This window comes from Kitasatospora sp. NPDC023118 (assembly GCF_055560875.1).
The window spans coordinates 126,511-153,165 of record NZ_JBVHHW010000004.1 but is presented as its reverse complement, the minus strand read 5'-3'; the positions used below and the strand labels follow the sequence as shown (position 1 = coordinate 153,165).

The 26,655-nt window shown below is 71.2% G+C and carries 25 protein-coding genes and 2 pseudogenes; 23 read left to right on the top strand and 4 right to left on the bottom strand.

What is annotated here, in order from left to right:
* The first annotated feature begins 34 nt into the window (after positions 1 to 34).
* The 5 genes from ACZ3UD_RS07000 (at position 35) to ACZ3UD_RS06980 (ending at position 5,811) form a co-directional block, all read left to right on the top strand.
* Positions 35 to 1,816: an ABC transporter substrate-binding protein gene (locus ACZ3UD_RS07000; RefSeq protein ID WP_465583137.1), complete on the top strand. Its 1,782-nt coding sequence runs from the start codon at positions 35 to 37 to the stop codon at positions 1,814 to 1,816.
* Positions 1,817 to 1,914: 98 nt separating this feature from the next.
* Positions 1,915 to 2,925 (top strand): ABC transporter permease, encoded by a 1,011-nt coding sequence (locus tag ACZ3UD_RS06995; RefSeq protein ID WP_465583134.1) that lies wholly within the window; start codon positions 1,915 to 1,917, stop codon positions 2,923 to 2,925.
* Positions 2,922 to 4,013: an ABC transporter ATP-binding protein gene (locus tag ACZ3UD_RS06990; protein WP_465583131.1), complete on the top strand. Its 1,092-nt coding sequence runs from the start codon at positions 2,922 to 2,924 to the stop codon at positions 4,011 to 4,013. The genes ACZ3UD_RS06995 and ACZ3UD_RS06990 overlap by 4 nt, the downstream gene beginning before the upstream one ends.
* A 34-nt stretch (positions 4,014 to 4,047) precedes the next feature.
* Positions 4,048 to 5,103, top strand: coding sequence for an ABC transporter ATP-binding protein (locus ACZ3UD_RS06985; RefSeq protein ID WP_465583128.1), 1,056 nt, complete (start codon positions 4,048 to 4,050; stop codon positions 5,101 to 5,103).
* Positions 5,104 to 5,151: 48 nt separating this feature from the next.
* On the top strand, positions 5,152 to 5,811 hold the full coding sequence (locus ACZ3UD_RS06980; protein WP_387623768.1) for a trimeric intracellular cation channel family protein: 660 nt from the start codon (positions 5,152 to 5,154) through the stop codon (positions 5,809 to 5,811).
* Here the strand turns inward: ACZ3UD_RS06980 and ACZ3UD_RS06975 are convergent.
* Entirely contained in the window at positions 5,717 to 6,484 is a 768-nt protein-coding gene (locus ACZ3UD_RS06975) for an IclR family transcriptional regulator (RefSeq protein WP_465583124.1), read from the bottom strand. The two genes, ACZ3UD_RS06980 and ACZ3UD_RS06975, sit on opposite strands and share 95 nt — an antisense overlap.
* 196 nt (positions 6,485 to 6,680) lie before the next feature.
* On the opposite strand from ACZ3UD_RS06975, the gene ACZ3UD_RS06970 reads away from it, so the two are divergent.
* The 7 genes and pseudogenes from ACZ3UD_RS06970 to ACZ3UD_RS06940 all read left to right on the top strand — a co-directional run bounded on the left by ACZ3UD_RS06970 (position 6,681) and on the right by ACZ3UD_RS06940 (position 12,671).
* Entirely contained in the window at positions 6,681 to 7,862 is a 1,182-nt protein-coding gene (locus ACZ3UD_RS06970) for a cysteine desulfurase family protein (protein WP_465583121.1), read from the top strand.
* A 51-nt stretch (positions 7,863 to 7,913) separates the two neighbouring features.
* A complete protein-coding gene (gene mnmA / locus ACZ3UD_RS06965) occupies positions 7,914 to 9,050 on the top strand; it encodes a tRNA 2-thiouridine(34) synthase MnmA (RefSeq protein ID WP_465583119.1) in 1,137 nt (378 codons plus the stop codon).
* A gap of 121 nt (positions 9,051 to 9,171) precedes the next feature.
* The gene (locus tag ACZ3UD_RS06960) at positions 9,172 to 10,347 is read left to right on the top strand and encodes an alpha/beta hydrolase family protein (protein ID WP_465583116.1); all 1,176 of its coding nucleotides are present in this window, start codon (positions 9,172 to 9,174) and stop codon (positions 10,345 to 10,347) included.
* 24 nt (positions 10,348 to 10,371) lie between these two features.
* Positions 10,372 to 11,034, top strand: a pseudogene (locus ACZ3UD_RS06955) (hypothetical protein); the annotation flags it as partial.
* Positions 11,031 to 11,567: a flavoprotein gene (locus ACZ3UD_RS06950; RefSeq protein WP_465583113.1), complete on the top strand. Its 537-nt coding sequence runs from the start codon at positions 11,031 to 11,033 to the stop codon at positions 11,565 to 11,567. The pseudogene ACZ3UD_RS06955 and the gene ACZ3UD_RS06950, both read left to right, overlap by 4 nt.
* Before the next feature lie 26 nt (positions 11,568 to 11,593).
* Positions 11,594 to 12,040, top strand: coding sequence for an NUDIX hydrolase (locus ACZ3UD_RS06945; RefSeq protein ID WP_465583642.1), 447 nt, complete (start codon positions 11,594 to 11,596; stop codon positions 12,038 to 12,040).
* 73 nt (positions 12,041 to 12,113) lie between these two features.
* Entirely contained in the window at positions 12,114 to 12,671 is a 558-nt protein-coding gene (locus ACZ3UD_RS06940; protein WP_465583110.1) for a Uma2 family endonuclease, read from the top strand.
* 96 nt (positions 12,672 to 12,767) lie between these two features.
* Here the strand turns inward: ACZ3UD_RS06940 and ACZ3UD_RS06935 are convergent, their stop codons facing one another.
* The 3 genes from ACZ3UD_RS06935 to ACZ3UD_RS06925 all read right to left on the bottom strand — a co-directional run bounded on the left by ACZ3UD_RS06935 (position 12,768) and on the right by ACZ3UD_RS06925 (position 14,855).
* Entirely contained in the window at positions 12,768 to 13,268 is a 501-nt protein-coding gene (locus ACZ3UD_RS06935) for a hypothetical protein (RefSeq protein ID WP_465583108.1), read from the bottom strand.
* A gap of 8 nt (positions 13,269 to 13,276) precedes the next feature.
* Positions 13,277 to 14,212 (bottom strand): class I SAM-dependent methyltransferase, encoded by a 936-nt coding sequence (locus ACZ3UD_RS06930; RefSeq protein WP_465583106.1) that lies wholly within the window; start codon positions 14,210 to 14,212, stop codon positions 13,277 to 13,279.
* A gap of 94 nt (positions 14,213 to 14,306) precedes the next feature.
* Positions 14,307 to 14,855 carry a hypothetical protein gene (locus ACZ3UD_RS06925; RefSeq protein ID WP_465583103.1) on the bottom strand — a complete coding sequence of 183 codons (549 nt, stop codon included), beginning with the start codon at positions 14,853 to 14,855 and terminating at the stop codon, positions 14,307 to 14,309.
* A 393-nt stretch (positions 14,856 to 15,248) separates the two neighbouring features.
* Here ACZ3UD_RS06925 and ACZ3UD_RS06920 point away from each other — a divergent pair, with 393 nt between their 5' ends.
* From ACZ3UD_RS06920 to ACZ3UD_RS06870, 11 genes and pseudogenes are all read left to right on the top strand, one after another.
* Positions 15,249 to 15,773, top strand: a complete 525-nt coding sequence (locus ACZ3UD_RS06920; protein WP_465583100.1) for an LOG family protein — start codon at positions 15,249 to 15,251, stop codon at positions 15,771 to 15,773.
* A gap of 13 nt (positions 15,774 to 15,786) precedes the next feature.
* Complete coding sequence (locus ACZ3UD_RS06915) at positions 15,787 to 16,476, top strand: SDR family oxidoreductase (protein ID WP_465583098.1); 690 nt, start codon at positions 15,787 to 15,789, stop codon at positions 16,474 to 16,476.
* 93 nt (positions 16,477 to 16,569) lie between these two features.
* Positions 16,570 to 16,749 (top strand): N-acetylmuramoyl-L-alanine amidase, encoded by a 180-nt coding sequence (locus ACZ3UD_RS06910; RefSeq protein WP_465583095.1) that lies wholly within the window; start codon positions 16,570 to 16,572, stop codon positions 16,747 to 16,749.
* A 65-nt stretch (positions 16,750 to 16,814) separates the two neighbouring features.
* Complete coding sequence (locus ACZ3UD_RS06905) at positions 16,815 to 17,843, top strand: methionine synthase (RefSeq protein WP_465583092.1); 1,029 nt, start codon at positions 16,815 to 16,817, stop codon at positions 17,841 to 17,843.
* Between the two features lie 19 nt (positions 17,844 to 17,862).
* The gene (ligA, locus tag ACZ3UD_RS06900) at positions 17,863 to 20,151 is read left to right on the top strand and encodes an NAD-dependent DNA ligase LigA (protein WP_465583089.1); all 2,289 of its coding nucleotides are present in this window, start codon (positions 17,863 to 17,865) and stop codon (positions 20,149 to 20,151) included.
* Positions 20,152 to 20,534: 383 nt separating this feature from the next.
* Positions 20,535 to 22,022: pseudogene (locus ACZ3UD_RS06895) on the top strand (putative bifunctional diguanylate cyclase/phosphodiesterase); the annotation flags it as partial.
* Positions 22,023 to 22,491: 469 nt separating this feature from the next.
* On the top strand, positions 22,492 to 22,788 hold the full coding sequence (gene gatC, locus ACZ3UD_RS06890) for an Asp-tRNA(Asn)/Glu-tRNA(Gln) amidotransferase subunit GatC (RefSeq protein WP_030057414.1): 297 nt from the start codon (positions 22,492 to 22,494) through the stop codon (positions 22,786 to 22,788).
* A 5-nt stretch (positions 22,789 to 22,793) separates the two neighbouring features.
* On the top strand, positions 22,794 to 24,287 hold the full coding sequence (gatA, locus tag ACZ3UD_RS06885; RefSeq protein WP_465583084.1) for an Asp-tRNA(Asn)/Glu-tRNA(Gln) amidotransferase subunit GatA: 1,494 nt from the start codon (positions 22,794 to 22,796) through the stop codon (positions 24,285 to 24,287).
* Positions 24,284 to 24,523 carry a hypothetical protein gene (locus tag ACZ3UD_RS06880; RefSeq protein ID WP_465583082.1) on the top strand — a complete coding sequence of 80 codons (240 nt, stop codon included), beginning with the start codon at positions 24,284 to 24,286 and terminating at the stop codon, positions 24,521 to 24,523. The genes gatA and ACZ3UD_RS06880 overlap by 4 nt, the downstream gene beginning before the upstream one ends.
* Positions 24,524 to 24,596: 73 nt before the next feature.
* Entirely contained in the window at positions 24,597 to 26,102 is a 1,506-nt protein-coding gene (gatB, locus tag ACZ3UD_RS06875) for an Asp-tRNA(Asn)/Glu-tRNA(Gln) amidotransferase subunit GatB (protein WP_465583079.1), read from the top strand.
* A 256-nt stretch (positions 26,103 to 26,358) separates the two neighbouring features.
* Complete coding sequence (locus tag ACZ3UD_RS06870) at positions 26,359 to 26,517, top strand: hypothetical protein (RefSeq protein ID WP_465583077.1); 159 nt, start codon at positions 26,359 to 26,361, stop codon at positions 26,515 to 26,517.
* Positions 26,518 to 26,655 lie beyond the last annotated feature (138 nt).

Genomic DNA, 26,655 nt, shown 5'->3' with positions numbered 1-26,655 from the left:
CCTCCTCCACATCCTCAAGGGGTTGATCTCACCCATGCGTAGGTCCCGTACCGTCGCGCTGACCGCCGCGGCCGCCGCCGCGGTCCTGGTCGTCACCGGCTGTTCGTCCAGCTCCAAGAGCGGCGACAGCGGCTCCTCGTCCTCGGCCGGCTCCAACGACGCGAGCGGCGGCGGCGCCGACGCGGCAACCAAGCAGATCGTCAACGCCTCGGACAAGAAGGGCGGGACGGTCACCTACGAGATGAAGGGCACCCCGGACTCCCTCGACCCGGGCAACACCTACTACGCGTACATCTACAACTTCTCGCGCCTGTACGCCCGCCCGCTGACCACCTTCAACCCGGCCGCGGGCGCGGACGGCAACAAGCTGGTCCCGGACCTCGCCGAGTCGATGGGCCAGCCCAGCGCGGACGGCCTGACCTGGACGTACAAGCTGCGCGCCGGCCTGAAGTACGACGACGGCACCCCGATCACCTCCAAGGACGTCAAGTACGCCGTGGAGCGCTCGAACTACGCGCCCGAGGTGAACTCCAACGGCCCGACGTACTTCCACGACCTGCTGGTCGACAACCCGACGCCGTACCAGGGTCCGTACAAGGACAAGACCGGCGACCTGAAGTCGATCGAGACGCCGGACGACACCACGATCGTCTTCCACCTCCAGCACCCCTTCGCCGACTTCGACTACCTGGTCAGCGCCCCGCAGACCGCGCCGGTCCCGCAGGCCAAGGACACCGGTGCCGACTACGTGAAGCACATCGTGTCCTCGGGCACCTACAAGTTCGAGTCCTACGAGGACGGCAAGCAGGCCGTCCTGGTGCCGAACACCAACTGGGACAAGAGCACCGACCCGATCCGGAAGCAGCTGCCGGACAAGATCGTGCTCAAGATGAACATCGACCAGGCCACCATCGACAAGGACCTGCTGGCCGGCAACGCCCAGGTCGACCTGGTGGGCGGCGGCGTCGACCCGCAGACCCAGGCGCAGATCCTGCGCGACCCGAAGCTCAAGGCCAAGACCGACAACGCCTACGGCGGCCGCCTGGTCTACATGGCGATCAACACCAAGGTCGCGCCGTTCGACAACATCGACTGCCGCAAGGCCGTCCAGTACGCGATCGACAAGGTCTCGGTGCAGACCGCGCTCGGCGGCCCGATCCGCGGCCAGGTGGCCAACACCGTGCTCCCGCCGGACATCCCGGGCCACCAGGACTTCAACCTGTACGAGACCAAGGACAACAAGGGTGACGAGGCCAAGGCCAAGGACTCCCTGAAGGCCTGCGGCAAGGACGGCGGCTTCAGCACCGTCCTGTCCGCCCGCACCGAGCGCGCCACCGAGGTCGCCGCGGCCACCGCCATCCAGGCGCAGCTGAAGAAGATCGGCATCAACGTCGAGATCCAGCAGTACCCGCAGGGCAAGTACCTGACCGACTCGGCCGGTGCGCCGCAGTTCACCCAGGACCACAACATCGGTCTGATGATGATGCAGTGGGGCGCCGACTGGCCGACCGGCTACGGCTTCCTGCAGCAGATCGTCGACGGCCGCGCGATCAAGCCCTCCGGCAACAGCAACCTCGCCCAGCTGAACGACCCCGCCGTCAACAAGATGATCGACGACGCCGCGGTCAACCCCGACCGGGCGGCCCGCGAGAAGATCTACGGCGACATCGACAAGAAGGTCATGGAGTCCGCGGCCTACGTCCCGCTGACCGACTTCAAGGTCTTCCTGTACCGCTCGGACAGCGCCACCAACGTGGCCTCCACCTCGGCCTTCTCGGGTGAGTACGACGACCTGAACATCGGCACCACCAAGTAAGAGCCTGGCTCCGCATCCCTGAAGGCAGGTGAAGGCAGCGGCGCCCGCCGCCGTCCGGAAGACCCCGGACGGCGGCGGGCCGCCGGAGCCGCCCAACTGTGTTTGCCTACATCATCCGCAGGATCTTCGCGGCCGCGGTGCTGCTGCTGGTCGTCAGCGCCGTCACCTTCGCGATCTTCTTCCTGCTTCCGCGCCTGGCCGGCGAGACCACCGACCAGCTGGCCGCGCAGTACATCGGGAAGGACCCGGGGCCCACGGCGATCGCCGCGGTCAAGCAGAACCTCGGCCTCGACCAACCCCTGTACACCCAGTACTGGCACTTCCTGAAGGCGCTGGTCGCAGGCGCCGATTACAAGTTCGGGCCGGAACCGGCCACCTGCCACGTGCCCTGCTTCGGCTACTCCTTCAAGAGCCACCTCGAGGTCTGGCCGCTGATGACCAGCCGGATCCCGGTCACCATCTCGCTCGCCATCGGCGCGTCGGTGCTCTGGCTGCTCTCCGGCATCACCACCGGCGTGATCTCGGCCCTCAAGCCGCGGTCGATCTTCGACCGGCTCTCCATGGGCGTCGCCCTGGCCGGCGTCTCGCTGCCGGTCTTCTTCACCGGCGCCCTGCTGCTGACGGTGTTCAGCTACGAGTGGCCGATCCTGGACAACCTGCACTACGTCAACTTCACCGACGACCCGCTGATGTGGGCCCGCAACCTGATCCTGCCGTGGATCTCGCTGGCCTTCCTCTACTCCGCGCTCTACGCCCGGCTCACCCGTGCCGGGATGCTGGAGACGATGAGCGAGGACTACATCCGCACCGCCCGGGCCAAGGGCCTGGTCGAGCGCAAGGTGGTCGTCAAGCACGGGCTGCGCTCCGCGCTCACCCCGATCGTCACCATCTTCGGCATGGACCTCGGTCTGCTGCTCGGCGGTGCGCTGATCACCGAGCAGGTCTTCTCGCTCAACGGCATCGGCCAGTTCGCCGTCCAGGCGATCACCGACAACGACCTGCCCAAGATCCTCGGCGTCACCCTGCTGGCCGCCTTCTTCATCGTCGTCTGCAACCTCGTGGTCGACCTCCTGTACGCCCTCGTCGACCCCCGCGTGAGGCTCTCGTGACCGAGCTCAAGAAGACTCCGGCGGACGCCGATTCCGCCCCGGCGGACGCCGCGCCGACGCCCCTGGGCGACCCGTTCCTGTCCGTCCGCGACCTGCGGATCCACTTCGACACCGACGACGGCCTGGTCCGCTCGGTGGACGGGGTCAGCTTCGACCTGCACAAGGGCCGCACCCTGGGCATCGTCGGCGAGTCCGGCTCCGGGAAGTCCGTCACCTCGCTGGGCATCATGGGCCTGCACCGCTCCAAGCGGGCGAGGATCAGCGGTGAGATATGGCTGGGCGGCGAGGAGCTGATCGCGGCCGGACCGGACCGGGTGCGCCAACTGCGCGGCCGCGAACTGGCGATGATCTTCCAGGACCCGCTGACCGCGATGCACCCCTACTACACGGTCGGCGCGCAGATCACGGAGGCGTACCGGGTGCACCACCCCCAGGCCTCCAAGAAGCAGGCCAGGGCCCGTGCGATCGAGATGCTCGACCGGGTGGGCATCCCGCAGCCGGACCGCCGGGTGGACGACTACCCGCACCAGTTCTCCGGCGGCATGCGCCAGCGCGCGATGATCGCCATGGCCCTGGTCAACGACCCCTCGCTGCTGATCGCCGACGAGCCCACCACCGCCCTGGACGTCACCGTCCAGGCGCAGATCCTGGACCTCATCCGCGACCTCCAGGAGGAGTTCGGCTCCGCCGTCATCATCATCACCCACGACCTCGGGGTGGTCGCCGAGCTCGCCGACGACATCCTGGTCATGTACGGCGGCAAGTGCATCGAGCGCGGCCCCGCCGAGACCCTCTTCGACGCGCCCGAACACCCCTACACCTGGGGCCTGCTGGGATCGATGCCGCGCCTGGACCGGGAGCTGCAGGACCGCCTCGTGCCGGTCAAGGGCACCCCGCCCAGCCTGATCAACGTGCCGTCGGGCTGCGCCTTCCACCCGCGCTGCCCGTACGCCGCCCTGACCGGCGGGCGCTCCACGAGCGAGCTCCCGGTGCTGACCGAGGCCGCGGCCGGCCACTTCGCGGCCTGCCACCTGCCGGCCGACGAGCGGCACCGCATCTTCGCCGAAGAGATCGCGCCCCGGCTGTGAGCCCGGCCTCGTACCACCTTTCTGGAGAGAACCGATGACGGACACTCAGGGGGCCACGCCCCTCTCGCGTGGAAGTGGGGCTTCCCCGGCGCCCGCCTCCGACCGCGAGCCGCTGCTGAGGGTGACCGGCCTGACCCGGCACTTCCCGATCCGCGGCGGACTGCTGCGGCGCCAGACCGGCGCGGTGCGGGCCGTCGACGGCATCGACTTCACGGTCAACGCCGGTGAGACGCTGGGCGTCGTCGGCGAGTCCGGCTGCGGCAAGTCGACCATGGGCCGGCTGGTCACCAGGCTCGACGAACCCACCGCCGGGACGATCGAGTTCGAGGGCACCGACATCAGCCACCTGGGCATCGGCGCGATGCGGCCGATGCGCCGCGACATCCAGATGATCTTCCAGGACCCGTACTCCTCGCTGAATCCCCGGCACACCGTCGGCACCATCGTCAGCGCGCCGTTCAAGCTCCAGGGCGTGCAGCCCGAGGGCGGGGTCAAGAAGGCCGTCCAGGAGCTGCTGGAGCTGTGCGGGCTCAGCCCCGAGCACTACAACCGCTACCCGCACGAGTTCTCCGGCGGCCAGCGCCAGCGCATCGGCATCGCCCGGGCGCTCGCGCTCAAGCCGAAGATGATCGTCGCGGACGAGCCGGTCTCCGCGCTGGACGTGTCGATCCAGGCGCAGGTGGTCAACCTGCTGGACGACCTGCAGCGGGAGCTGGGCCTGACCTACCTGATCATCGCGCACGACCTCTCGGTGGTCCGGCACGTCTCGGACCGGGTGGCGGTGATGTACCTCGGCAAGATCGTCGAGATCGCCGACCGGGACTCGCTCTACCGCAGCCCGATGCACCCGTACACCAACGCCCTGATGTCGGCGGTCCCGGTGCCGGACCCGCGCCGGCGCCAGCGGGCCGGGCGCGAGCGGATCCTGCTCAAGGGCGACGTGCCCTCGCCGATCAACCCGCCCAGCGGCTGCCGGTTCCGGACGCGCTGCTGGAAGGCGCAGGAGGTGTGCGCCACCCAGGAGCCGCCGCTGACGGCGCTGAAGACCGGGCACCAGGTGGCCTGCCACTTCCCCGAGAACGAGGGCTGAGCTCGGGCGCATCGGAGGGGAGGATTCCGGACAGGTCATAGTTGTGTGGTGACCTCGCAGATCTTCCCCTCCGACGTGCAGCAGTCGCTGGACCTCGTCGGCATCTTCGTCTTCGCGCTCTCCGGAGCGCTGCTCGCCGTCCGCAAGAACATGGACATCTTCGGGATCTGTGTGCTGGCCGAGGTCACGGCCCTGGGCGGCGGGGTGATGCGCGACCTGGTGATCGGCGCGACCCCGGTGGCCGCCTTCACCAACCTCGGCTACTTCCTCACCCCGCTGGCCGCCGCACTGGTGGTGTTCTTCCTGCACCCCGAGGTCGAGCGGATCAACCGGGCGGTGCAGACCCTGGACGCCCTCGGCCTCGGGCTGTTCTGCGTCACCGGCACCGCCAAGGCGCACGACTACGGGCTGGGCGCGGTCGCCGCCGTCGCGCTCGGCATGGTGACCGCGGCCGGCGGCGGCGTGATCCGCGACGTGCTGGCCGGGGAGATCCCCTCGCTGCTGCGCTGGGACCGGGAGATCTACGCCGTCCCGGCCCTGGTCGGCGCCGCCCTGGTGGCCGTGCTGATCGGCGCGAACCGGCTCACCGGCGTCACCGGCACCGCCGCCGCGCTCACCGCCTTCGGGCTGCGGATGCTCGCCCTGAAGTACGGCTGGCGCGCCCCGCGGGCCTGGCACCGCAACGGTTCTCGCACCAGCGAGGAGTAGGCGAGCCGCCGTACGCGAGCGAGATCGCCTCGGCCGTGCAGAGCAGCTCCGGCACCATCCGGGCCAGTTCGGCCAGCCGCACCTGACTGGCCGGGGCGCTCAGCGCGCAGGCCGCGACCGTCCGTCCGCCGCTGCCCGCGACCGGCGCGGCCACGCAGGTCACCGGCTCCCGGTGCTCGGCCGACTCGGCCGCCCAGCCGCGCAGGCGCACCGCCGCCAGCTCGGCCTCCTCGCACGGCCCGTCCGCGGGCAGCCCGGCGAGCAGCACCCGGCCGACCGCCGTCCCGGTGACCGGCGCCCGGCGTCCGATCCGCGACGGCCGGGCAGCCCAGGGCCCGGCCACCTCGTCCAGGTAGAGCACCTCGCCGTCGTGCAGCACGGCCAGTTGGACGGTGTAGCCGCAGCGCGCGTTGAGCGCGGCCAGGTAGGGCGCGGCCACCTGCCGGACGTCGAAGTCCTCCAGCGCCCGGTGGGCCAGCGAGAGCACCCGGCCGCCGACCCGGTAGCGAAGGTCGGGCTGGCGCCGGACGAAGCCGTGCTCCTCCAGGGTGCGCAGCAGCCGCAGCGCGGTGGACTTGTGCACCCCGAGGCTGCTCGCGGCCTGCTCCAGCGAGAGCGGTCCGTCGCCGAGCGAGCCGAGCAGGGTCAGCGCGCGGTCGACCGACTGCGACATGACGCCCCCCTGGAACTCGCTTGAGAAGTGTTCGTCAGGCTAACCGCTGGGCGGCGCAGTGGTACAAACCAGTCCCGGACCGCCGTGGTGCGAACCAGTCCCGGACACCGCCCTCCGGCCGGCCCGCGCCGCGGTGGCCGGATCGGTGCGCAGGCCTGGATCGCGGTACCGGGGTGCCCTCTACAATCGGATGGTTATGCCATACCTGGACCATGCAGCGACCACGCCGATGCTGCCCGAGGCGATCGCCGCGATGTCGGCGCACCTGGGGGTGGTCGGCAACGCCTCGTCCCTGCACGCGGCCGGCCGCCGGGCCCGCCGGGTGGTCGAGGAGTCCCGCGAGTCGCTGGCCGAGTCGCTGGGTGCCCGCCCGAGCGAGATCGTGCTCACCGGCGGCGGCACCGAGTCCGACAACCTGGCCGTCAAGGGCCTGTACTGGGCCCGCCGGGACGCCGATCCGGCCCGCACCCGGGTGCTGTGCAGCCCGGTCGAGCACCACGCGGTGCTGGACGCGGTGCACTGGCTCTCCGAGCACGAGGGCGCGTCGGTCGACTACCTGCCGGTGGACGGGTACGGCCGGGTGCACCCCGAGGCGCTGCGCGAGGCGATCGAGCGCGACCCCTCCTCGGTCGCGCTGGTCACCGTGATGTGGGCCAACAACGAGGTCGGCACCGTCCAGCCGGTGCGCGAACTCGCCGCCGTGGCCGCCGAGTACGGCATCCCGGTGCACGCCGACGCGGTGCAGGCGCTCGGTCAGGTCCCGGTCTCCTTCGCCGAGTCGGGGCTCACCGCGCTCACCGTCACCGGGCACAAGATCGGCGGCCCGTTCGGCATCGGCGCGCTGCTGCTCTCCCGCGGCGCCGCGCCCGTCCCGCTGCTGCACGGCGGCGGGCAGGAGCGCGACGTGCGCTCCGGCACCCTGGACGCCCCCGCCGCCGCCGGCTTCGCGGCCGCCGCGGCCTGGGCCGTCGAGCACCGCGCCGAGCACGCGGTCACCCTGGGCGCGCTGCGCGACGAACTGGTGGCCGGGGTGCTGGCCGCCGTACCGGACGCGGTCCTCAACGGCGACCCGGCCGCCGAGGGCCGGCTGCCCGCCAACGCCCACTTCTCCTTCCCCGGCTGCGAGGGCGACGCGCTGCTGATGCTGCTGGACGCCCAGGGCATCGAGTGCTCCACCGGCTCGGCCTGCTCGGCCGGGGTGCCGCAGCCCAGCCACGTGCTGCTGGCGATGGGCGTGGACCCGCTGCTCGCCCGTGCCTCGCTGCGGTTCTCGCTCGGTCACACCTCGGTGCGCGGGGACGTCACGGCGCTGGTCGAGGCCATCGCCCCGGCCGTCCAGCGCGCCCGAAACGCCGGTCTGGCGTCCGTCCGGCGGTAGCTCCGGTACGGGGCCGGGCATGTTCGACGGCCCCGTACTCTTGTAGTCACCATGACTGACTTCCCGGGTGCCCCGACCACACCGTCCACCGGCCGTCTGCGCGTGCTCGCGGCGATGTCCGGCGGAGTCGACTCCGCCGTCGCCGCCGCCCGCGCCGTCGAAGCGGGGCACGAGGTGACCGGCGTCCACCTGGCGCTGTCCGCGAACCCGCAGTCCTTCCGTATGGGGGCGCGCGGCTGCTGCACCATCGAGGACTCCCGGGACGCCTGGCGGGCGGCCGACGTGATCGGCATCCCCTTCTACGTCTGGGACCTCGCCGAGCGCTTCCGCGAGGACGTGATCGACGACTTCGTCGCCGAGTACGCGGCCGGGCGGACCCCCAACCCCTGCCTGCGCTGCAACGAGAAGATCAAGTTCGCCGCGCTGCTGGACAAGGCGATCGCGCTGGGCTTTGACGCGGTCTGCACCGGCCACTACGCCCGGATCGTCGACCTGCCGTCCGGGGAGCGCGAGCTCCACCGCGCCGTCGATGCCGCCAAGGACCAGTCCTACGTCCTCGGCGTGCTCGACGCCGACCAGCTCGCCCACTCGCTCTTCCCGCTCGGCGACACCACCAAGGAAGCCATCCGCGAGGAGGCCGAGCGCCGGGGCCTGGCCGTCGCCAAGAAGCCCGACAGCCACGACATCTGCTTCATCGCCGACGGCGACACCCAGGGCTTCCTGGCCAAGCACCTCGGCACCGCCACCGGCGACATCCTCGACGTCGACGGCACCAAGCTCGGCGAGCACGACGGCGCGTACGGCTTCACCATCGGTCAGCGCAAGGGCCTGCGGATCGGCCGCCCGGCGGCCGACGGCAAGCCGCGCTACGTGCTGGACATCTCCCCGGTGAACAACACCGTCACCGTCGGCCCGGTCGAGGGCCTCGACGTCACCGCGCTGACCGCCATCCGCCCCCGCTGGTGCGGCAGCGAGCAGCTGGTCGAGGGCCGTTACACCGCCCAGCTGCGTGCCCACGGCGAAGAGGTGCCCGTCACGGCCGCCATGGTCGACGGCGAACTCCACGTCCGCCTGGACACCCCGGCGCGCGGCATCGCCCCCGGCCAGGCCGTCGTGCTGTACGACGGCACCCGCGTCATCGGCTCCGCCACCATCGCCACCACCGAGCGCCCGGCCGTCAACGCCTGAGCGGGCCAGGGCGGCGTCATCCGAAGGGATGACGCCGCTGAATCGCGCGGATGACCACGGCCGGAGATGGCATTCGTCGGGCTGATTCGGGAGGTCGGGCCGCGAACCTAACGTCGAGGCCATGAACCGATCCCGCCGTATCGCGGCCATCGCAGCCCTCGTCCTCGCCCTTCCGCTTCCGCTGGCCGGGGCCGCGATGGCCTCGCCGTCGCCGTCCCCCACGGTGGCCGCCGCCTCGGCCCCCGTCGCCTTCCACGGCGAGCTGCCCCGCCCGACCGGGCCGTACGCGGCCGGGGAGGAGGTGCTGCACCTGACCGACCAGAGTCGCACCGACCCCTGGGTGCCCTCGGCCGGGCCGCGGCAGCTGGCGGTGTCGATGTTCTACCCGGCCCACGCCGGCACCGGCGAGCCCGCCCCGTACATGGCGTTCGGCGAGGCGCAGGGCTTCGTGGCGACGAGGGTTCCAGCCGGTATCGGGCTCCAGCCGCAGGACCTCGTGAACACCGACACCCACGCCTTCGCCGGCGCGAAGGCCGTCGGCGGGAAGTTCCCGCTGGTGGTCCTCTCCCCGGGCTTCGAAAACCCCCGCGCCACGCTGACCGGCCTGGCGACCGACCTGGCCAGCCACGGCTACGTGGTGGCCCTGGTCGGCCACACCTACGAGGACTCCGGCGAGACGCTCGCCGACGGCACCACCCCGGGATGCGCACTGTGCGACAGCGGCGCGCCGGACTCCCTCCCAGACAGCCGGGCGAAGGACGTGTCCTTCGTCCTGGACCGGCTGACCGGGCACCACCCGGCCTGGCGCCTGGCGCACCTGATCGACCGCGACCGCATCGGCATGGCCGGGCACTCGAAAGGCGGCGCGTCGACGCTGAACGCGATGGCCGAGGACCAGCGATTCCTGGCCGGGGTGAACATGGACGGACAGTTCGATCCGCCGGTTCCGACCGACAAGCTGGAGGGGCGCTCGTTCCTCCTGCTCGGCAAGCAGAGCGACCACGCCGTCGGCGGCGGGGAGACGTCCTGGGGACAGACCTGGGCGGGCTGGGAGGGCTACAAGCCCTGGCTGGCCGTCGCGGGCACCAACCACGCCAGCTTCACGGACGTCGAGATCCTGGCCGCCGAGGCCGGTCTGCCGCTCCCCCCGGGGACGACCACCTCGCCGGAGCGCGGGATGCAGCTGACCCGGGAGTACGTCGGAGCCTTCTTCGACCAGACCCTGAAGGGCATCCACCAGCCCCTGCTCGACGGCCCGTCGGCGGCGAACCCGGAGGTGCTCTTCCAACAGCCGTGATCGGTCGCCGCCCGGCCGTCCGGTGCGGACGGCCGGGCCCGTTCAGCGCTGCGGAACGGGGTCGTCCGGGGAGTGATGGCTTCCAGTGTTCGTGTCCAGGCGCACGTTCTTGCCCGTGACAGGCACACCGCACCTGCCATCAGCCTCATCCGCCACACCGCCGACCAACTCGCCGGCGGTTATGATCGGCGATCGCCTGAACACCTCGCCGCATTGGGGCTCATGCTTCTTCGTGGCGTGACGGCGGCGAGTACGGGCGGAGACCGTGCGACGGCGGCGGAGTTCTTGGCCGAGGCTCAGGATGTCGCGCGTTACGTCGATCTCGATGGCTCCGATTCCTGGGCAAACTTCAGCCCGACCAACGTCGCACTCCATGAAGTCAGTTCCGCCGTGGTTCTCGGTGACGCTGGTGTGGCACTGGCCGCTGCCCAACCCCTGATGCGTCGCCGCATCCCGGTTCCGGAGCGGAGGGCCGCGCTGTGGGTGGATGCCGCACGAGCGTACAGCCAACAAGGCAGACTGGCCGAGGGATACCAAGCGCTCAGAGTCGCGGAGAGCTGTGCATCGGAGGACATCCGCCGACGTCCCAGCATCCTGGAATTGGTCGGCGACATGGCCGCCCGCGACCGGCGCGGTACCGTTCCGGAACTTCGCCGTTTCTGCCAGGAGTTGGGAGCCCAGATTTGACCGAGCATCGCGAGCCGTTCCTCTACGTCATCGTCTGCGCCTCGGGAATCGCTGACGGTGTGGGCGCGCTGATCACCGCCGCCCACGCCGAGGGCTGGAAGGTCGGCGTGATCGCCACACCGAGCGCTCTCGGCTTCATAGACCCGCAAGCCATCGAGGCTCAGACCGGCTATCCCATCCGTTCCGCCTGGCGCACCCCCAACGTCCCACAGCCGCTGCCTCCGGCCGACGCCATCGCGGTTGCTCCTGCGACGTTCAACACCATCAACAAGTGGGCGGCGGGCATCTCCGACACGCTCGCGCTCGGCGTCCTCTGTGAGGCATGCGGTCTCGGCACCCCGGTGGCAGTTCAGCCCTACGTCAACTCCGCCCAAGCAGCCCACCCGGCGTATGCGGAGAGCCTGGCTCGACTCCGTTCGATGGGCGTTTTGATCGGCGACTACGTTCCCCATAAGCCGAAGTCCGGCGGTGGCCGTGACAGTTACAGCTGGACCCATGTTCTCGACCTGCTCCGTCCGGTGGCGCGAGCGTGAAACCCCAGTCAACGCCGCTCCACTCGGTGTCCGTCGCCGGGGCGGTGGTGCGCGAGGACGGCAGGGTGCTGGCGATCCGGCGGGCCGACAACGGAACCTGGGAGCCACCGGGCGGGGTGCTGGAACTGACCGAGTCGTTTGAGGACGGCGTGCGCCGCGAGGTCTACGAGGAGACCGGGATCAAGGTCGGCGTGGAGCGGCTGACCGGCGTCTACAAGAACGTGAGCCGGGGGATCGTCGCCCTCGTCTTCCGCTGCCGACCGGAGAGCGGTGCCGAGCGGCTCTCGGACGAGTCGGTTGAAGTCGATTGGCTCACACCGGCCGAGGTCTCCGACCGTATGGCCGAGGTCTACGCCGTGCGCCTACTGGATGCGCTTCGGGACGACAAGGCACCGAGCATCCGGAACCACGACGGCCGAAATCTGCTCGACCAGATGGACACGGGCGGGGAACGCGGGTGCGGTCGGTCATAGTGGGTGGAACCGCGTGGGGCCGGCCTCGCCTCACGGCCGACGACAGCCCTGGACGCCAGCCGGAGGGGACGGCATGACCTTCTACGAGCAGCATCGCGACTTCATCGAGGAGCTGGAGCGGATCGCCCCGGACGGCATCCGGATCGAATGGTCCGGCGACACCCTGATCATGCAGGCATCGCCGTCCAACATCCATCAGCTCAACGTGGCCCAGGTGCGCCGACAGTTCGAGCAGCACGCTCCGGACGGCTATCTCCCCAGCGAGCGGAGCGAGATCGTCAGCCCGGACGTCTCCAAGGGGCGGGAGCCGGACCTGACCTACCTTCCCATCGACGTCCTGTCCGAGCCGGGCAACAAGGCCCCCGCCGCGGAAGCCCTGATCGCTGTGGAGATCGTCTCGCCGTCCAGTCCGGGCAACGACTGGATGGACAAGCTGCACGACTACGCCGTGATGCGCATCCCGCTCTATCTGATCGTGGACCCGCGCCAGCAGACGGTGACGCTGTTCTCCGAGCCGAACCATGACCGGTACCACACCCGCAGCGACCGGAAGTTCGGCGACGCGATCACCATTCCGGAGCCCTTCGGCTTCACGCTGAGCCTCTCGAAGCTCGTTCCGTACAAGGACTGATGCTCGGGAACTGCCGGCCGATGAGCTCAACCCGCTCGTAGCGCCCCCGATCCCGGCGGCCTGCTCGCCGAGCGGGCCGCCGGGCAAGGGAGTTGCCTACTGCGCCCGCTGGTACCAGCGCCGGTGCACCAGGGGTTCGACGCACAGCATGGCGGCGCCCGCGACCGCGCCGACCAGCAGACCGGACGCGCCGCCGCCGCCCAGGACCGCGCCGAGGCAGGCGACGGCGACGGCGAGCGGGCGCAGCAGGGTCAGCGGGCCGAGGCCGATGACCATCGCGAGCGTGCTGGCGCGGAACGGCAGGGTGAAGTAGGCGGCGAGGGAGAGCAGTACGGCTGCGGCGTAGGGGACGAGCGGGAGCAGGTACCCGTTGCCGCCTGCGGCCAGGGTGGCGTAGGTCCGGGCCTGGTCGGGAGCCGTCAGCAGCAGGAGGGCGGCGGTCAGTGCGGGGGCGAGCAGCAGGACGGCCCCGGTGGCCAGGCCGCGCAGGGCGGCTCGGACGGCGGCCCGGTGTTTGCGGATGCGGGCGTCGCGTCCGGCGTAGGCGCGGAAGCCGCTGCACGTCGCGTCGACCAGGCCGAGGAGGGCGAGGGGCACGGCGGGCGTCATCGGGTGGCCTCGGCGAGGTGCTCAGCGCCGACCATGCGGCGGGCGGCCCGGCCGAGGGCCCGGCGGAGCGACGCCTCCAGGGGCGGGCGCACCCCGATGACCGGGCGCAGCGTGGTGCAGAACGGGTTCGACAAGCCGCGTGGCTCGTACACCAGCGCGCGCATCCCGGGTGCCGCGGCGGCCCGCAGCAGCACCTCGTCGCTGTGCGCGCGCAGCGCGGAGACGACGCCGTCGTGGCGGCCGAGTGGGTGGCGCATCCGGGCGAGGTGGAAGATCCAGGCGCCGACGGGCGCGAGTCGGGTCGCGGCGATGTCGAAGTGGCAGAAGGCGAGCGCGGGTGAGGCGGCCTGGGCCTGGAAGAACTCGGTCAGGGCCGTACCGCGGAAGTGGTGCAGTACGCCGGTGGAGACGTAGGCGGTCGCGGCCTCGGGCAGTGCGAAGGCGTTTCCGTGCACGAAGCGGCAGTTGAGCCCCTCCGCCCGGGCGAGGCGGTCGGCCTCGCCGACCAGGGCGGCGTTGAGGTCGACTCCGACCAGTTCGACGTCGGGGCCGAGGGCGTCGGTGGCCGCCAGCCAGCGGACCAGGTAGCCGAGGCCGCAGCCGATGTCGACCAGGCGATACGGACCGGGCCGGCCGCTGTCAGCCCGGATCGCGGCGAAGAGCGGGCCGAGTACGTGGACCAGGCGTTCGCCGATGCGGAGTTCCTCGCTCAGCTGCTGGAGCTCGGTGTGCACGCTGATCAGCAACCGGTCCACGGCCTCCGGGTCGAGTGCGCCGTCCTGGTCGACGGGCAGCCCGGCGACGATCCTGGCCGCGCGTTCGTCCCCGTTCTCGCGCAGCTGCCGGACGACTTCGCCGCGCCGGACCGGGAGCCGTCGGCCGTCGCGCGGATCCACCGCCGTGATCAGGTCGGATATCTCTAGGTGACGCACGCGCAGCACCTTAGGGCCTGCGGGTTCCCCGTGGACGTCCCAGGGGCGCCGGGCGAGGAGGCCGGCGCCCCTGGGACGCTTCGCCGTGGGAGGGCTACGGGGCGAGCCGCTCGGCCACCAGCTGCGGGAAGATGGTCTGCCCGGCGTTGTTGGTGAAGAGCACCGAGTCGGCGCTGCTGCCCGTGTTCTGGAAGGCGTCGAGCTCGATCACGTCACCGGCCTTCAGGTCGACGATCGTGTCGGTGTCCTGCGTAGCATCGTTGGCGTTCGCGGCGTCCGTCTCGGCCTCGGAGACCAGAACGCCGTTGACCAGAATTTCCAGTTGACGGAGGGCGCTCGTGTTCGGGACGAAGCCCCAGAAGAGCTTCCCCTGGAGGTAGTAGCGTCCGGGCGTGTGGACCACGAGGGTCGAGTTCACCGGGTTGAACATCGAGTCCGTGTCGAACTCGGCCTGGGTGAAGGTGATCTTGGTTTGGGTGTTCGTCGGGATGATCTGCGGGTTGGTGGCGACGATCTTCGCGCCGACGTCGACCTTGCAGTGTTCCTTCCCGTCCGGTCCGGAGGGGTCGGCGGCCGGACCGGGAACCGTGGCGCCCTGGTCGACCCATTTGCAGGGCACTCCGCCGGATGCCGCATGGTTCACCGGAGTGTCCGCCTGAGCCGCTCCTGTAGTGGCCAGTACGGCCAACCCGGTTGCCGCGAGAAGAGCGGGAATCCGCCGACGCATCGTGATGCCAGCCATGTCGTGTATGTCCTTTCAGTGAAGCCGACACGTGAAGCCCCTGGACACCGTTTCCGCACGGTGGCCCGACAGGGCGTCAAGGACATGACTAGCCCCCCGTAAGGCACCCCGCCATCGAGCGTTCGCCGGTCGGCTCACCCGGCCGGAGGACTTCCCGACACCTGGTCCGGCATGGCTGACCTGGGGGATCGCGCGATGGTGCGGTCCGGATGCCGCACCTCGCAGGTACGCACGACGGGTGGCGGCCAAACCGGGTGAGCGGGGGCGGTGGGGCGTGATAGACCAGTCGGCATTATGAATATCTGCGTTTTCTGCTCCGCGTACTCGCTCGATGACCGCTACACCGCCCCCGCCGCCGAGTTCGCCCGGCTCCTGGGGGAGGGCGGCCACACCCTGGTCTGGGGCGGGTCCGACGCCGGGCTGATGGGCCTGCTGGCCGACGAGGTGAAGGCGACGGGCGGCCGACTGGTCGGCGTGCTGGTCGAGATGCTCAAGCACAAGGGTTACGTCGGCGCCGACGAGCTCGTCATGACCGCCGATCTGGCCGAGCGGAAGCGGGAGTTGGCTGCCCGCGCGGACGCCATCGTGGTGCTGGTCGGCGGGCTGGGGACCATGGACGAGGTCACCGAGGTGCTGGAGCTCAAGAAGCACGGGATCTTCGACAAGCCGGTGGTCGTCCTGGACACCGAGGGCTTCTACGCAGGCCTGCGTACCCAGCTGGAGCGGATGGACGCCGAAGGCTTCCTGCCGCGGCCGCTCTCCGAGCTGATCAGCTTCGCCGACACGCCCACCGAGGTGTTTGCGCAGCTCAAGGCCTGAGAGGATCGGAGTCATGGCTGCACATCTGATCACCGGCGCCGGTTCCGGCATCGGCGCCGTCCTGACCGAGAAGCTCGCCGAACGCGGGGACGAGCTCTGGCTGCTGGCCCGCGACGCCCGTCGGGCCGCCGAGCTGCGCGACCGCTTCCCGGGCGCCCGCACCCTGGTCGGGGACCTCGGTGACCCCGGCAAGCTGTCCTGGGCCTTCGGGCACCAGCAGCTGCCCGTCACCCTCGACTCGCTGCTGCACGTCGCGGGCACGGTCGAGCTCGGCACGGTCGGCGACCTGCCGGTGAAGGCCTGGCAGGAGACGCTCAACGTCAACCTGGTCGCCCCCGCCGAGCTGACCCGGCTGCTGCTGCCCTCGCTCCGCCTCGCCAAGGGCCACGTGGTCTTCGTCAACTCCGGCGCCGGTCTCACCGCCCACGCCGAGTGGTCGGCGTACGCGGCCAGCAAGCACGGCCTCAAGGCGCTGGCCGACGCGCTGCGCCAGGAGGAGCACGCGAACGGCGTCCGGGTCACCTCGGTCTACCCCGGCCGCACCGCCACCGCGATGCAGGTCAAGGTGCACCAGCAGGAGGGCAAGGAGTACGACGCCGGCCGCTGGATCGCCCCGGAGTCCGTGGCCAAGGCGATCATCGCCGCCCTGGACGCCTCCCGGGACGCCGAGATCACCGACCTCACCGTCCGCCCGGGGCAGTAGGCCACCGTGGTGCGGGCAGTCGGCCCGGCCGACCGCCCGCACCACGGAGTCCAGCCAAACTTCCTGGTCCCACCCGGCCGCCCACGGCACGATGTGTCGCGCCCTTCACCCGAGGACGGGGGCAAGGGCTCGTCGAACCTCGACTTCCTGCCTGGCGAGACCATCCCCGACCAGGTCGTGGTCCCGGGCAAGGACGGCAAGGTCTCGCTCTACAACGCGAGCGGCGCCCCGCTGCACCTCGTGGTCGACGAGTTCGGCTGCCAGGGGTACTGATCCCGCTTCCGAACCACCCGACGGCCCCGGTCCCGAGCCCCGCGCTCGGCACCGGGGCCGTCCGCATGAGTAGGCTCGGACGGGTGAGCACTCCACACCCCTTCCCCGACCTGCGCGGCGCCGCGACCGGCGTCGGCTCGCTGCCCGGCACCGACGCCCGCGAGGCCGCCAAGACCTCCACCGGGGCGCTGGAGCAGCTGCCGTTCCTGCCCGAGTTGCCCGCGCGCGGCCCGGGCGCCGACATGATCGGCCGCAGCGCCGGCCTGCTGGTCGAGCTGTTCGCGCAGACCGAGCCGAGCGGCTGGCGCTTCGCCGACCGCCCCGGCCGGGACACCCGGCGCGCCCACTCCTGGCTCGGCGAAGACCTGGACGCGCTGGAGGAGTTCACCCAGGGCCACCAGGGCGCCCTCAAGGTCCAGGCCGTCGGCCCGTGGACGCTGGCGGCGAGCATCGAGCTCAAGCACGGCGAGAAGGCGCTCGCCGACCACGGCGCCTGCCGGGACATCGCCGGCTCGCTCACCGAGGGCCTGCGCCGCCACCTCGCGGAGGTCCGCAAGCGCGTCCCGGGCGCACAACTCGTCCTCCAGCTGGACGAGCCCTCGCTGCCCGCCGTCCTCGCGGGCCGGGTGAAGACCGCGAGCGGCTTCCAGCGGCTGCGCGCCGTCGACCGGCAGATCGCCGAGGAGGTGCTGCGGGAGCTGATCCGCGGCCTGGACGCGCCCGTGGTCGTGCACAGCTGCGCTCCGGACGTCCCGGTCCCGCTGCTGCGCCGCGCCGGAGTCGCCGGGGTCTCGCTCGACTTCTCGCTCCTCACCGAGCGCCAGGACGACGACCTCGGCGAGGCGGTCGAGGCGGGCACGACGATCCTCGCGGGTGTCGTCCCCTCCACTGACCAGGCGGTGTCGGACCCGGCCGGTAGTGTCCAGGGTGTCAGGACCTTGTGGCGCAGGCTCGGGTTCGCCCCGGAGCTGCTGGGCCGCCGCGTGCTGGTGACACCGACCTGCGGGCTGGCCGGGGCCTCCCCGGCGTACGCGCGCAAGGCGCTGTCGCTCGCCGAACGGGCGGCACGGAGCCTGGTGGACAACCCGGAATGAGAACGTAGGAGGGCTTGCGGTGACGGCTGTCGAGGGCTGGGAGGACATCCCGGCGGAGGTGCGCAGGCGGCACGCCGAACTGGCGGCGGAGATCACCGACCACCGGGCCCGGTACTACGAGCAGGACGCTCCGATCGTCAGCGACGCCGAGTTCGACACGCTGATGCGCGAGCTGGAGGCGATCGAGGCCGAGCACCCGGCCCTGATCACCCCGGACTCGCCGACCCAGAAGGTGGGCGGCGACGTCGCGGAGGGCTTCACCAAGGTCGAGCACCGGGAGCGCCTGCTCAGTCTGGACAACGCCATGGACGACGAGGAGCTCGCTGCCTGGGCCGAGCGGGTCGCCCGGGAGCTGGCGGGCATCGACTACCACTACCTGTGCGAACTCAAGGTGGACGGCCTGGCGGTCAACCTCACGTACGAGCACGGGGAGTTGGTGCTCGCCGCGACCAGGGGCACCGGCCGGGTCGGTGAGGACATCACCGCCAACGTCCGCACCATCAAGGAGATCCCGCACCGGCTCAAGGGCGACGACATCCCCGAGCTGGTCGAGATCCGCGGCGAGGTCTACCTGCCCACCGAGGCCTTCGAGGAGTTGAACGGCTCGCTCGCCGCGGAGAACGAGCGCCGCAAGGCGGAGAACGAGGCACGCGCCAAGGAGAGCAAGCGCCCGCAGGCCCTTCTCAAGCTGTTCGCCAACCCCCGCAACGCCGCCGCCGGTTCGCTGCGCCAGAAGGACCCGCACGTCACCGCCTCCCGCCCGCTGCACATGGTGGTGCACGGCATCGGCGCCCGGGTCGGCTTCGACATCGACAACCAGTCGCACGCCTACGACCTGCTGCGCGAGTGGGGCCTGCCGACCGCCCGGCACAACAAGGTGGTCAAGACCCTCGACGAAGTGCGGGCGTTCATCAAGCACTTCGGGGAGCAGCGGCACTCGGTCGAGCACGAGATCGACGGCGTGGTCGTCAAGGTCGACGAGATCGCCCTGCAGGGCCGGCTCGGCTCCACCTCCAAGTCCCCGCGCTGGGCGATCGCCTGGAAGTACCCGCCGGAGGAGGTCACCGGCAAGCTGGCCGAGATCAAGGTCGGCATCGGCCGCACCGGCCGGGCCACCCCGTACGCGGTGCTGGCCGAACCGGTGAAGGTGGCCGGCTCGATGGTCCAGTACGCGACGCTGCACAACCAGGAGGTCGTCAAGGCGAAGGGCGTGCTGCTCGGTGACACCATCGTGCTGCGCAAGGCCGGAGACGTGATCCCGGAGATCCTCGGGCCGGTGGAGGACCTGCGGGACGGCACCGAGCAGGAGTTCGTGATGCCGTCGCACTGCCACGAGTGCGGGGCCGAGCTGCGTCCGATGTCCGAGGGCGACATCGACCTGCGCTGCCCCAACGCCCAGTTCTGCCCGGCGCAGATCCGCGAGCGGATCGCCTTCCTGGGCGGCCGTTCCTCGCTGGACATCGACGGCCTCGGCTACGTCGCGGCCACCGCGCTGACCCAGCCGCTGGAGCCGGCCGAGGCGCCGGTGAAGGACGAGGGCGACATCTTCGGGCTGACGATGGAGCAGCTGCTGCCGATCAAGGTGCTGGTGCGCGACCAGAAGACGGGCATGCCCAAGCTGGACGACCGCACCGGCAAGGAGAAGGAGGCCACCTTCTTCGCCAACCAGAAGGGCGATCCGAAGAAGACCGCCAGTGTGCTGCTGGAGAACCTGGAGAAGGTGAAGGACCGCCCGCTCTGGCGGTTCCTCAACGGCCTCTCGATCCGGCACGTGGGCCCGGTCGCGGCGCAGGAACTGGCCCGCGAGTTCCGAGACCTGGACCGGATCTTCTCGGCCACCGAGGAGGAGCTGGCCGCCGTCGAGGGGGTCGGGCCGATCATCGCCCGGTCCGTGGTCGAGTGGTACCAGGAGGAGTGGCACCGCGAGATCCTGGAGAAGTGGCGCGCCGCCGGCGTCAGCTTCACCGAGGAGTTCGCGGACGAGGAGGAGGCGGAGCGCCCGCTGGAAGGCCTGACCGTGGTCGTCACCGGCACCCTGGCCGGGCACACCCGGGACGGCGCCAAGGAGGCGCTGACCTCGCGCGGAGCGAAGGTGACCGGCTCGGTTTCGAAGAAGACCGATTTTGTGGTCGCCGGTGACAACCCGGGCTCCAAGTACGACAAGGCCGTTCAGCTCGGACTGCCGGTGCTGGATGACGCGGGCTTCGCCGTCCTGCTCGCCGACGGGCCGTCGGCCGCCCGCGCCCACCTGGGACTTCCGGAGCCGGAGGAGGCCGTCGAGCCGCAGGAGGCGCCCGCCGAGGGCTGATTCGAGGCGGCCCCGAGCGGCCGGTGCCCTGCGTGTTGTTATCGTCCTGATGCGGCGTCACCGGGTGTCGTTCAGTGAAAGCGGGCATTGTGTCACTGTGCGGCACCCGGGCGCGGTGGCGCGTTTCCGGTTGTCCGAAAGTCTGCCCACCGGGTGGACCCCGGCATACCCTGGAGCGCAACAGAGTGTCAGCAGGGGTGGGGGCACCGGCTGAGCCGGGGCTCCTCGGGGTCGCTCCATGCCCGGCAGCTGTCGGTACCAGCGCGGTGCCTCACCGTAAGGCGGCCTGACGGGGGCGGGCCCGACGGAGGACAGGGCTTATGGATCGTACGACCGGCGGCGCGCCCACACGCCCGCCGCAGGGGGTGGCGGGTGCGGTCCTGCTGCTCGGCGTGCTGCTGGCCGGAGCTGCGCCGCTCATCCCGCTGGCCGTCCTGGTCTACCGGTACGAACCCGAACTGCTGCCGCTGTTCGCGGTGCCGCTGGCGGTGCTGGTGGCCGCCTGGCGGATCGCCCGGGACCGCGCCCGCGACCAGCTGACCGACCCGCTGACGGACCTGCCCAACCGTCAGGCCCTGCTGCTGGCCGCCCAGGAGGCGATCGCCGAGCGCGAGGAGGGCTATAGCGTCGGTCTCATCCTGCTCGATCTCGATCGGTTCCGATCACTCAACGACACACTAGGGCATACGGCTGGTGACCGGCTGCTGGTTCACATCGCCCGCCGACTCCACCGCGCGCTGCGCTCCGGCGGCACGGCCGGCAGCGCCACCCGGGAGTCCATCGACGACGTCTTCGTCGGCCTGCCCCGGCACTACCGGCGCGGCCGTCCGATGGTGGCCCGGATGGGCGGCGACGAGTTCGCCGTGCTGCTGCCCGGCATCAACTGCCCGGACAGCCTGGAGCGGGTCGCCAAGGCGCTGATCGCCGAACTCGCCGCGCCGATCCGCCTGGACGGCCTGCTGCTGGTGCTGGAGGCCAGCGCCGGCGTCTGCGTCTACCCGCAGGACGCCCAGGACGCCGAGTCGCTGCTGCGCCGCGCCGACGTGGCGATGGGCCATGCCCAGCGCGAGTGCAGCGGCGTCGCCCAGTACGACGAGACCCAGGACGCCGACACCCCGTACCGGATCGGGCTGCTCGGGGACCTGCGCCGGGCCCTGGAGACCGGCGAGGTGCAGCTGCACTACCAGCCGAAGGTGGCCTTCGACGGCCGGGTGGTCGGCCTGGAGGCGCTGCTGCGCTGGGAGCGGCCCGGGCAGGGGAAGGTCTCGCCGGACGAGTTCGTCGGGCTCGCCGAGTCCAGCGGCCTGATGCCCCGGCTCACCGACTACGTGCTGGAGGCGGCCGTCGGCCAGCTCGCCTACTGGCGCGACATGGGCCTGCAGGTGCAGGTCGCGGTCAACGTCTCGCCGCGCGACGTGCTCAACCCCGGCTTCGCCCAGCGCGTCGCCGGACACCTCGTCCGCCACCAGGTGCCGGCCCACGCGCTCCAGCTGGAGATCACCGAGCGGCTGCTGCTGGACGACTCCCGGCGGGCCGCCGACACCCTGGCCGAGCTGCGCGGCTACGGCGTCGGGATGTCCCTGGACGACTTCGGCACCGGACACTCCTCGCTGGTGCGGCTGCGCAGCCTGCCGGTCGGCGAGCTGAAGATCGACCGCTCCTTCGTCTCCCGGATGGTCGCCGACGACCACGACGCGGCGGTGGTGCGCTGCTCGGTGGAGCTCGCCCACTCGCTCGGCCTGACCGTGGTGGCCGAGGGCGTCGAGGACGACGAGACCTGGGAGCGGCTGCACCGCATGGGCGTGGACGCCGTCCAGGGCTGGCTGGTGTCGGCCGCACTGCCCGCCGAGCAGGCCACCGCCTGGCTGCGGGTGCACCGCACCACCTCCGCCCCGCCGGTGGAGCGCCTCGGCGCCCCGCCGCAGCTCCCGTCGATCATCAAGCCGGTCGCCCCGCCGATCGCCCAGCCCGCCCCGCTGTCCACCCCGCTGCCCCCGGTGCTGCCGCCGGTGCTGCCGCCGACGCTCCCGCCCGTACTGCCTCCGGCCGTCCGGGCCGTGCCGTGCAGCCAGCCGTTGCAGGCCGCGCAGCTGGAGATCAAGGCGCCCGGCACCCAGGGTTGGGCCCGCACCAGGCCGCAGTAGCCGCGCCTCGGGGCGCCGCGCCGCCCGTGGGGACGGGGGCGCACCGTAACTCGTTGGAAGGTGGCCGGGCCGGGCCCCATAGGATGGGGTCCAAAGACCACGAGGACGGAGCGCCGAACCCGGCTGCTCCTGCCCGGGCCCGGCACCGCCGCAGGCGACGCCGGGTCTCACCAGAACTCACCCTGAGGATCGCTGCATGCCTGGCATCACGCGCGAGGAGGTCGCCCACCTCGCCCGGCTGTCGCGTCTTGAGCTGAAGCCCGAAGAGCTGGACCACTTCGCCGAGCAGCTCGACGTGATCATCGGCGCGGTCGCCCGCGTTTCCGAGGTCGCCGGACAGGACGTCCCGCCGACCTCCCACCCGCTGCCGCTGACCAACGTCATGCGCGCGGACGAGGTGCGGCCGTCGCTCACCCCGGAGCAGGCGCTGTCCGGCGCCCCCGCCGCCGAGGAGCAGCGTTTCCGTGTGCCGCAGATCCTCGGGGAGGACTGACCGAGATGACCGAGCTGATTCGCTACACCGCGGCTGAGACCGCCGCCGCCATCGCCAAGGGCGAGGTGTCCGCCGTCGAGGTGGCCCAGGCGCACCTGGACCGCATCGAGGCCGTCGACAAGAAGGTCAACGCCTTCCTGCACGTCGACACCGAGGGCGCGCTGCACGCAGCCAAGGCCGTCGACGAGAAGCGCGCCAAGGGCGAGGAGCTGGGCCCGCTGGCCGGCGTCCCGCTGGCGCTGAAGGACGTCTTCACCACCAAGGGCATCCCGACCACCTGCGGCTCCAAGATGCTCGAGGGCTGGATCCCGCCGTACGACGCCACGCTGACCAGCCGTCTCAAGGACGCCGGCGTCGTCATCCTCGGCAAGACCAACATGGACGAGTTCGCGATGGGCTCCTCCACCGAGAACTCCGCCTACGGCCCGACCGGCAACCCGTGGGACCTCACCCGCATCCCCGGCGGTTCCGGCGGCGGTTCGGCCGCCGCGCTGGCCGCCTTCGAGGCCCCGCTGGCGATCGGCACCGACACCGGCGGCTCGATCCGCCAGCCCGGCGCCGTCACCGGCACCGTCGGCGTCAAGCCGACCTACGGCTCGGTGTCCCGCTACGGCCTGGTCGCCTTCTCCAGCAGCCTGGACCAGGGCGGCCCGTGCGCCCGCACCGTGCTGGACGCGGCCCTGCTGCACGAGGCCATCGCCGGGCACGACCCGCTGGACTCCACCTCGATCGACGCGCCGGTCCCGGCCGTGGTCGAGGCCGCGAAGCTGCGCGACGTCCGCGGCATGCGGATCGGCGTCGTCAAGGAGTTCGCCGGCGAGGGCTACCAGGCCGGCGTGATGCAGCGCTTCAACGAGTCGGTGGAGCTGCTGCGCGAGCTGGGCGCCGAGGTCGTCGAGGTCTCCTGCCCGTCCTTCACCCTGGCGCTGCCGGCCTACTACCTGATCGCGCCGTCGGAGTGCTCCTCCAACCTGGCCCGCTTCGACGCGATGCGCTACGGCCTGCGGGTCGGCGACGACGGCAGCCGCTCGGCCGAGGAGGTCACCGGGCTGACCCGCGAGGCCGGCTTCGGCGACGAGGTCAAGCGCCGCATCATCCTGGGCACCTACGCCCTCTCCTCGGGCTACTACGACGCCTACTACGGCTCGGCCCAGAAGGTGCGCACGCTCATCTCGCGCGACTTCGACGCGGCCTTCGCCGGGGTGGACGTGCTGGTCTCGCCGACCACGCCGACCACCGCCTTCCCGATCGGCGAGCGCGCCGACGACCCGATGGCGATGTACCTGGCCGACCTGTGCACGATTCCGTCGAACCTGGCGGGCAACGCGGCCATGTCGCTGCCGGTCGGCCTGGCCCCGGAGGACAATCTCCCGGTCGGCCTGCAGATCATCGCGCCCGCGATGGCGGACGACCGCCTGTACCGCGTGGGCGGCGCCGTCGAGGCCGCACTCAACGACAAGTGGGGGCACACCCTGCTGGAGGAGGCACCGGCACTGTGAGCAAGATCGAGAAGGCCAAGGGCTTCAAGCACACCAAGCCCGGTCTGTGGCTGTCCATCGGCACCAGCGCCTTCGGCGCCATCTCCGTGGTCAAGGACGTCCGCAAGGCCCGCGAGGAGAGCGACACCCTCAAGCTGGTCAACGCCCTGATCGGCGCCGCCGCGCTGATCACCGGCACCGCCCTGCTGGTACGCGAGCTGCGTCAGCTTGGCTCCGACGACGTGCTGCTGGGCTGAGCGCCCCGGCCCGGCCCCGCGCCACGCGGGGGCCGGGCCCGTACCTCCCAAGCTTCAAGTGAGAAGGGACGCTGTGAGCGTCATGAACCTGGTCTCCTACGAGGACGCTCTCGCGTCGTACGACCCGGTGATGGGCCTTGAGGTCCACGTCGAGCTCGGTACCAAGACCAAGATGTTCTGCGGTTGCTCGACCGAGCTGGGCGCCGAGCCGAACAGCCAGACCTGCCCCACCTGCCTGGGTCTGCCGGGCTCGCTGCCGGTGGTCAACGCGGTGGGCGTGGAGTCGGCCGTCAAGATCGGCCTGGCGCTGAACTGTGAGATCGCCGAGTGGTGCCGGTTCGCGCGGAAGAACTACTTCTACCCGGACATGCCCAAGAACTTCCAGACCTCGCAGTACGACGAGCCGATCGCCTTCAACGGCTATCTCGACGTGCAGCTGGAGGACGGCTCGACCTTCCGCGTGGAGATCGAGCGCGCCCACATGGAGGAGGACACCGGCAAGTCCAGCCACGTCGGTGGCGCGACCGGCCGCATCCACGGCGCCACCCACTCGCTGCTCGACTACAACCGGGCCGGCATCCCGCTGATCGAGATCGTCACCAAGCCGATCACCGGCGCCGGCGAGCGCGCCCCCGAGGTCGCCAAGGCGTACGTCGCCGAGCTGCGCGAGGTCATCCGCTCGCTGGGCGTCTCCGAGGCCCGGATGGACAAGGGCCAGATGCGCTGCGACGTCAACCTGTCGCTGCGCCCGAACGGCACCGAGACGTTCGGCACCCGCTCGGAGACCAAGAACGTCAACTCGCTGCGCAGCGTGGAGCGGGCCGCCCGGTTCGAGATCCGGCGGCACGCCACCGTGCTGACCGACGGCGGCACCATCGTCCAGGAGACCCGCCACTTCCACGAGGACGACGGCACCACCACCTCGGGCCGGATCAAGGACAACGCCGAGGACTACCGCTACTTCCCGGAGCCGGACCTGGTGCCGGTGGCCCCCTCCCGCGAGTGGGTCGAGGAGCTGCGCGCCGCTCTGCCGGAGCTGCCGCGGGTGCGCCGCGCCCGGCTGCAGGCCGAGTGGGGCCTGTCCGACAAGGACATGCAGTCCGTGCTCAACGCCGGTGCGGTGGAGCCGATCCAGGAGACCATCGCGGCCGGTGCCCCGGCCGACCAGGCCCGCAAGTGGTGGATGGGCGAGCTGGCCCGCCGCGCCAACGAGACCGGCACCGAGCTGACCGAGCAGCCGATCACCCCGGCGCAGGTCGCCCGGGTCGCCGCGCTGGTCGCCGAGGGCAAGCTGAACGACAAGCTGGCCCGCCAGGTCATCGAGGCCGTGCTGGCCGGCGAGGGCGAGCCGGACGAGGTCGTCGAGAAGCGCGGCCTGGCCGTGGTCTCGGACGACTCCGCGCTGGGTGCCGCCGTCGACCAGGCCATCGCCGAGAACGAGGCGATCGCCGCCAAGATCCGCGACGGCAAGGTCCAGGCCGTGGGCGCGCTGGTCGGCGCGGTCATGAAGGCCACCCGCGGCCAGGCGGACGCCGCCCGCGTGAAGGACTTGATCCTGGAGAAGCTGGGCGCTGCCTGAGTCCTGAGGGGCGCCTAGGCCCGTCAGCCCTGCCTTCCTAAGGTATCTAAGGCATCTAAGGCCCTCTAAGTAAGGCCTAAGGCCTGGTCTCACCTCAGTATTGGGGTGAGACCGGGCCTTAAACCTTTTTCCAGGCCCGATCTAAGGCATCCGGGCCCCGGAAGATCGGGCACGCTCCCGATGTGGCACCCCCGCCTGGGGGAGGAAGCTCTTACTCGACAGCGAAACGCAGTGAAGCCCAAAAGGGGAACCCGAAGTGATCGAGTACGAGATCCTCCAGCAGCAGGCCCACGAGCTTGAGGCCCGCGCCGAACACGAGCGCCTGGTACGCGAGGCCAGGGAGGCGCGCCGCCCGCGCCGCCGTCCGGTCGCGGCCCGCTTCCAGCGGCGCCCCGTGCGTCAGACCGAATGCTGACGGTCCGGCACCGTGACGGTGCCGAGGGAGTTCCGGAGGGGGAGGCGCCGCAGGGGAGCGCCTCCCCCTCCGGGCTTTCCTCCACGCCCTCGTCCACGCCCTCGTTCACGCCCGCGTCCGGGCGTTCGCCCGGGGAGA

Coding starts and splice junctions, on each gene's coding strand:
- ACZ3UD_RS06985 (WP_465583128.1), top strand. CDS start 4,048: ATGACGGACACTCAGGGGGCCACGCCCCTCTCGCGTGGAAGTGGGGCT.
- ACZ3UD_RS06975 (WP_465583124.1), bottom strand. CDS start 6,484: ATGTCGCAGTCGGTCGACCGCGCGCTGACCCTGCTCGGCTCGCTCGGC.
- gatA (WP_465583084.1), top strand. CDS start 22,794: ATGACCGAGCTGATTCGCTACACCGCGGCTGAGACCGCCGCCGCCATC.
- gatC (WP_030057414.1), top strand. CDS start 22,492: ATGCCTGGCATCACGCGCGAGGAGGTCGCCCACCTCGCCCGGCTGTCG.
- ACZ3UD_RS06970 (WP_465583121.1), top strand. CDS start 6,681: ATGCCATACCTGGACCATGCAGCGACCACGCCGATGCTGCCCGAGGCG.
- ACZ3UD_RS06915 (WP_465583098.1), top strand. CDS start 15,787: ATGGCTGCACATCTGATCACCGGCGCCGGTTCCGGCATCGGCGCCGTC.
- ACZ3UD_RS07000 (WP_465583137.1), top strand. CDS start 35: ATGCGTAGGTCCCGTACCGTCGCGCTGACCGCCGCGGCCGCCGCCGCG.
- ACZ3UD_RS06920 (WP_465583100.1), top strand. CDS start 15,249: ATGAATATCTGCGTTTTCTGCTCCGCGTACTCGCTCGATGACCGCTAC.
- ACZ3UD_RS06905 (WP_465583092.1), top strand. CDS start 16,815: ATGAGTAGGCTCGGACGGGTGAGCACTCCACACCCCTTCCCCGACCTG.
- ACZ3UD_RS06940 (WP_465583110.1), top strand. CDS start 12,114: ATGACCTTCTACGAGCAGCATCGCGACTTCATCGAGGAGCTGGAGCGG.
- mnmA (WP_465583119.1), top strand. CDS start 7,914: ATGACTGACTTCCCGGGTGCCCCGACCACACCGTCCACCGGCCGTCTG.
- ACZ3UD_RS06960 (WP_465583116.1), top strand. CDS start 9,172: ATGAACCGATCCCGCCGTATCGCGGCCATCGCAGCCCTCGTCCTCGCC.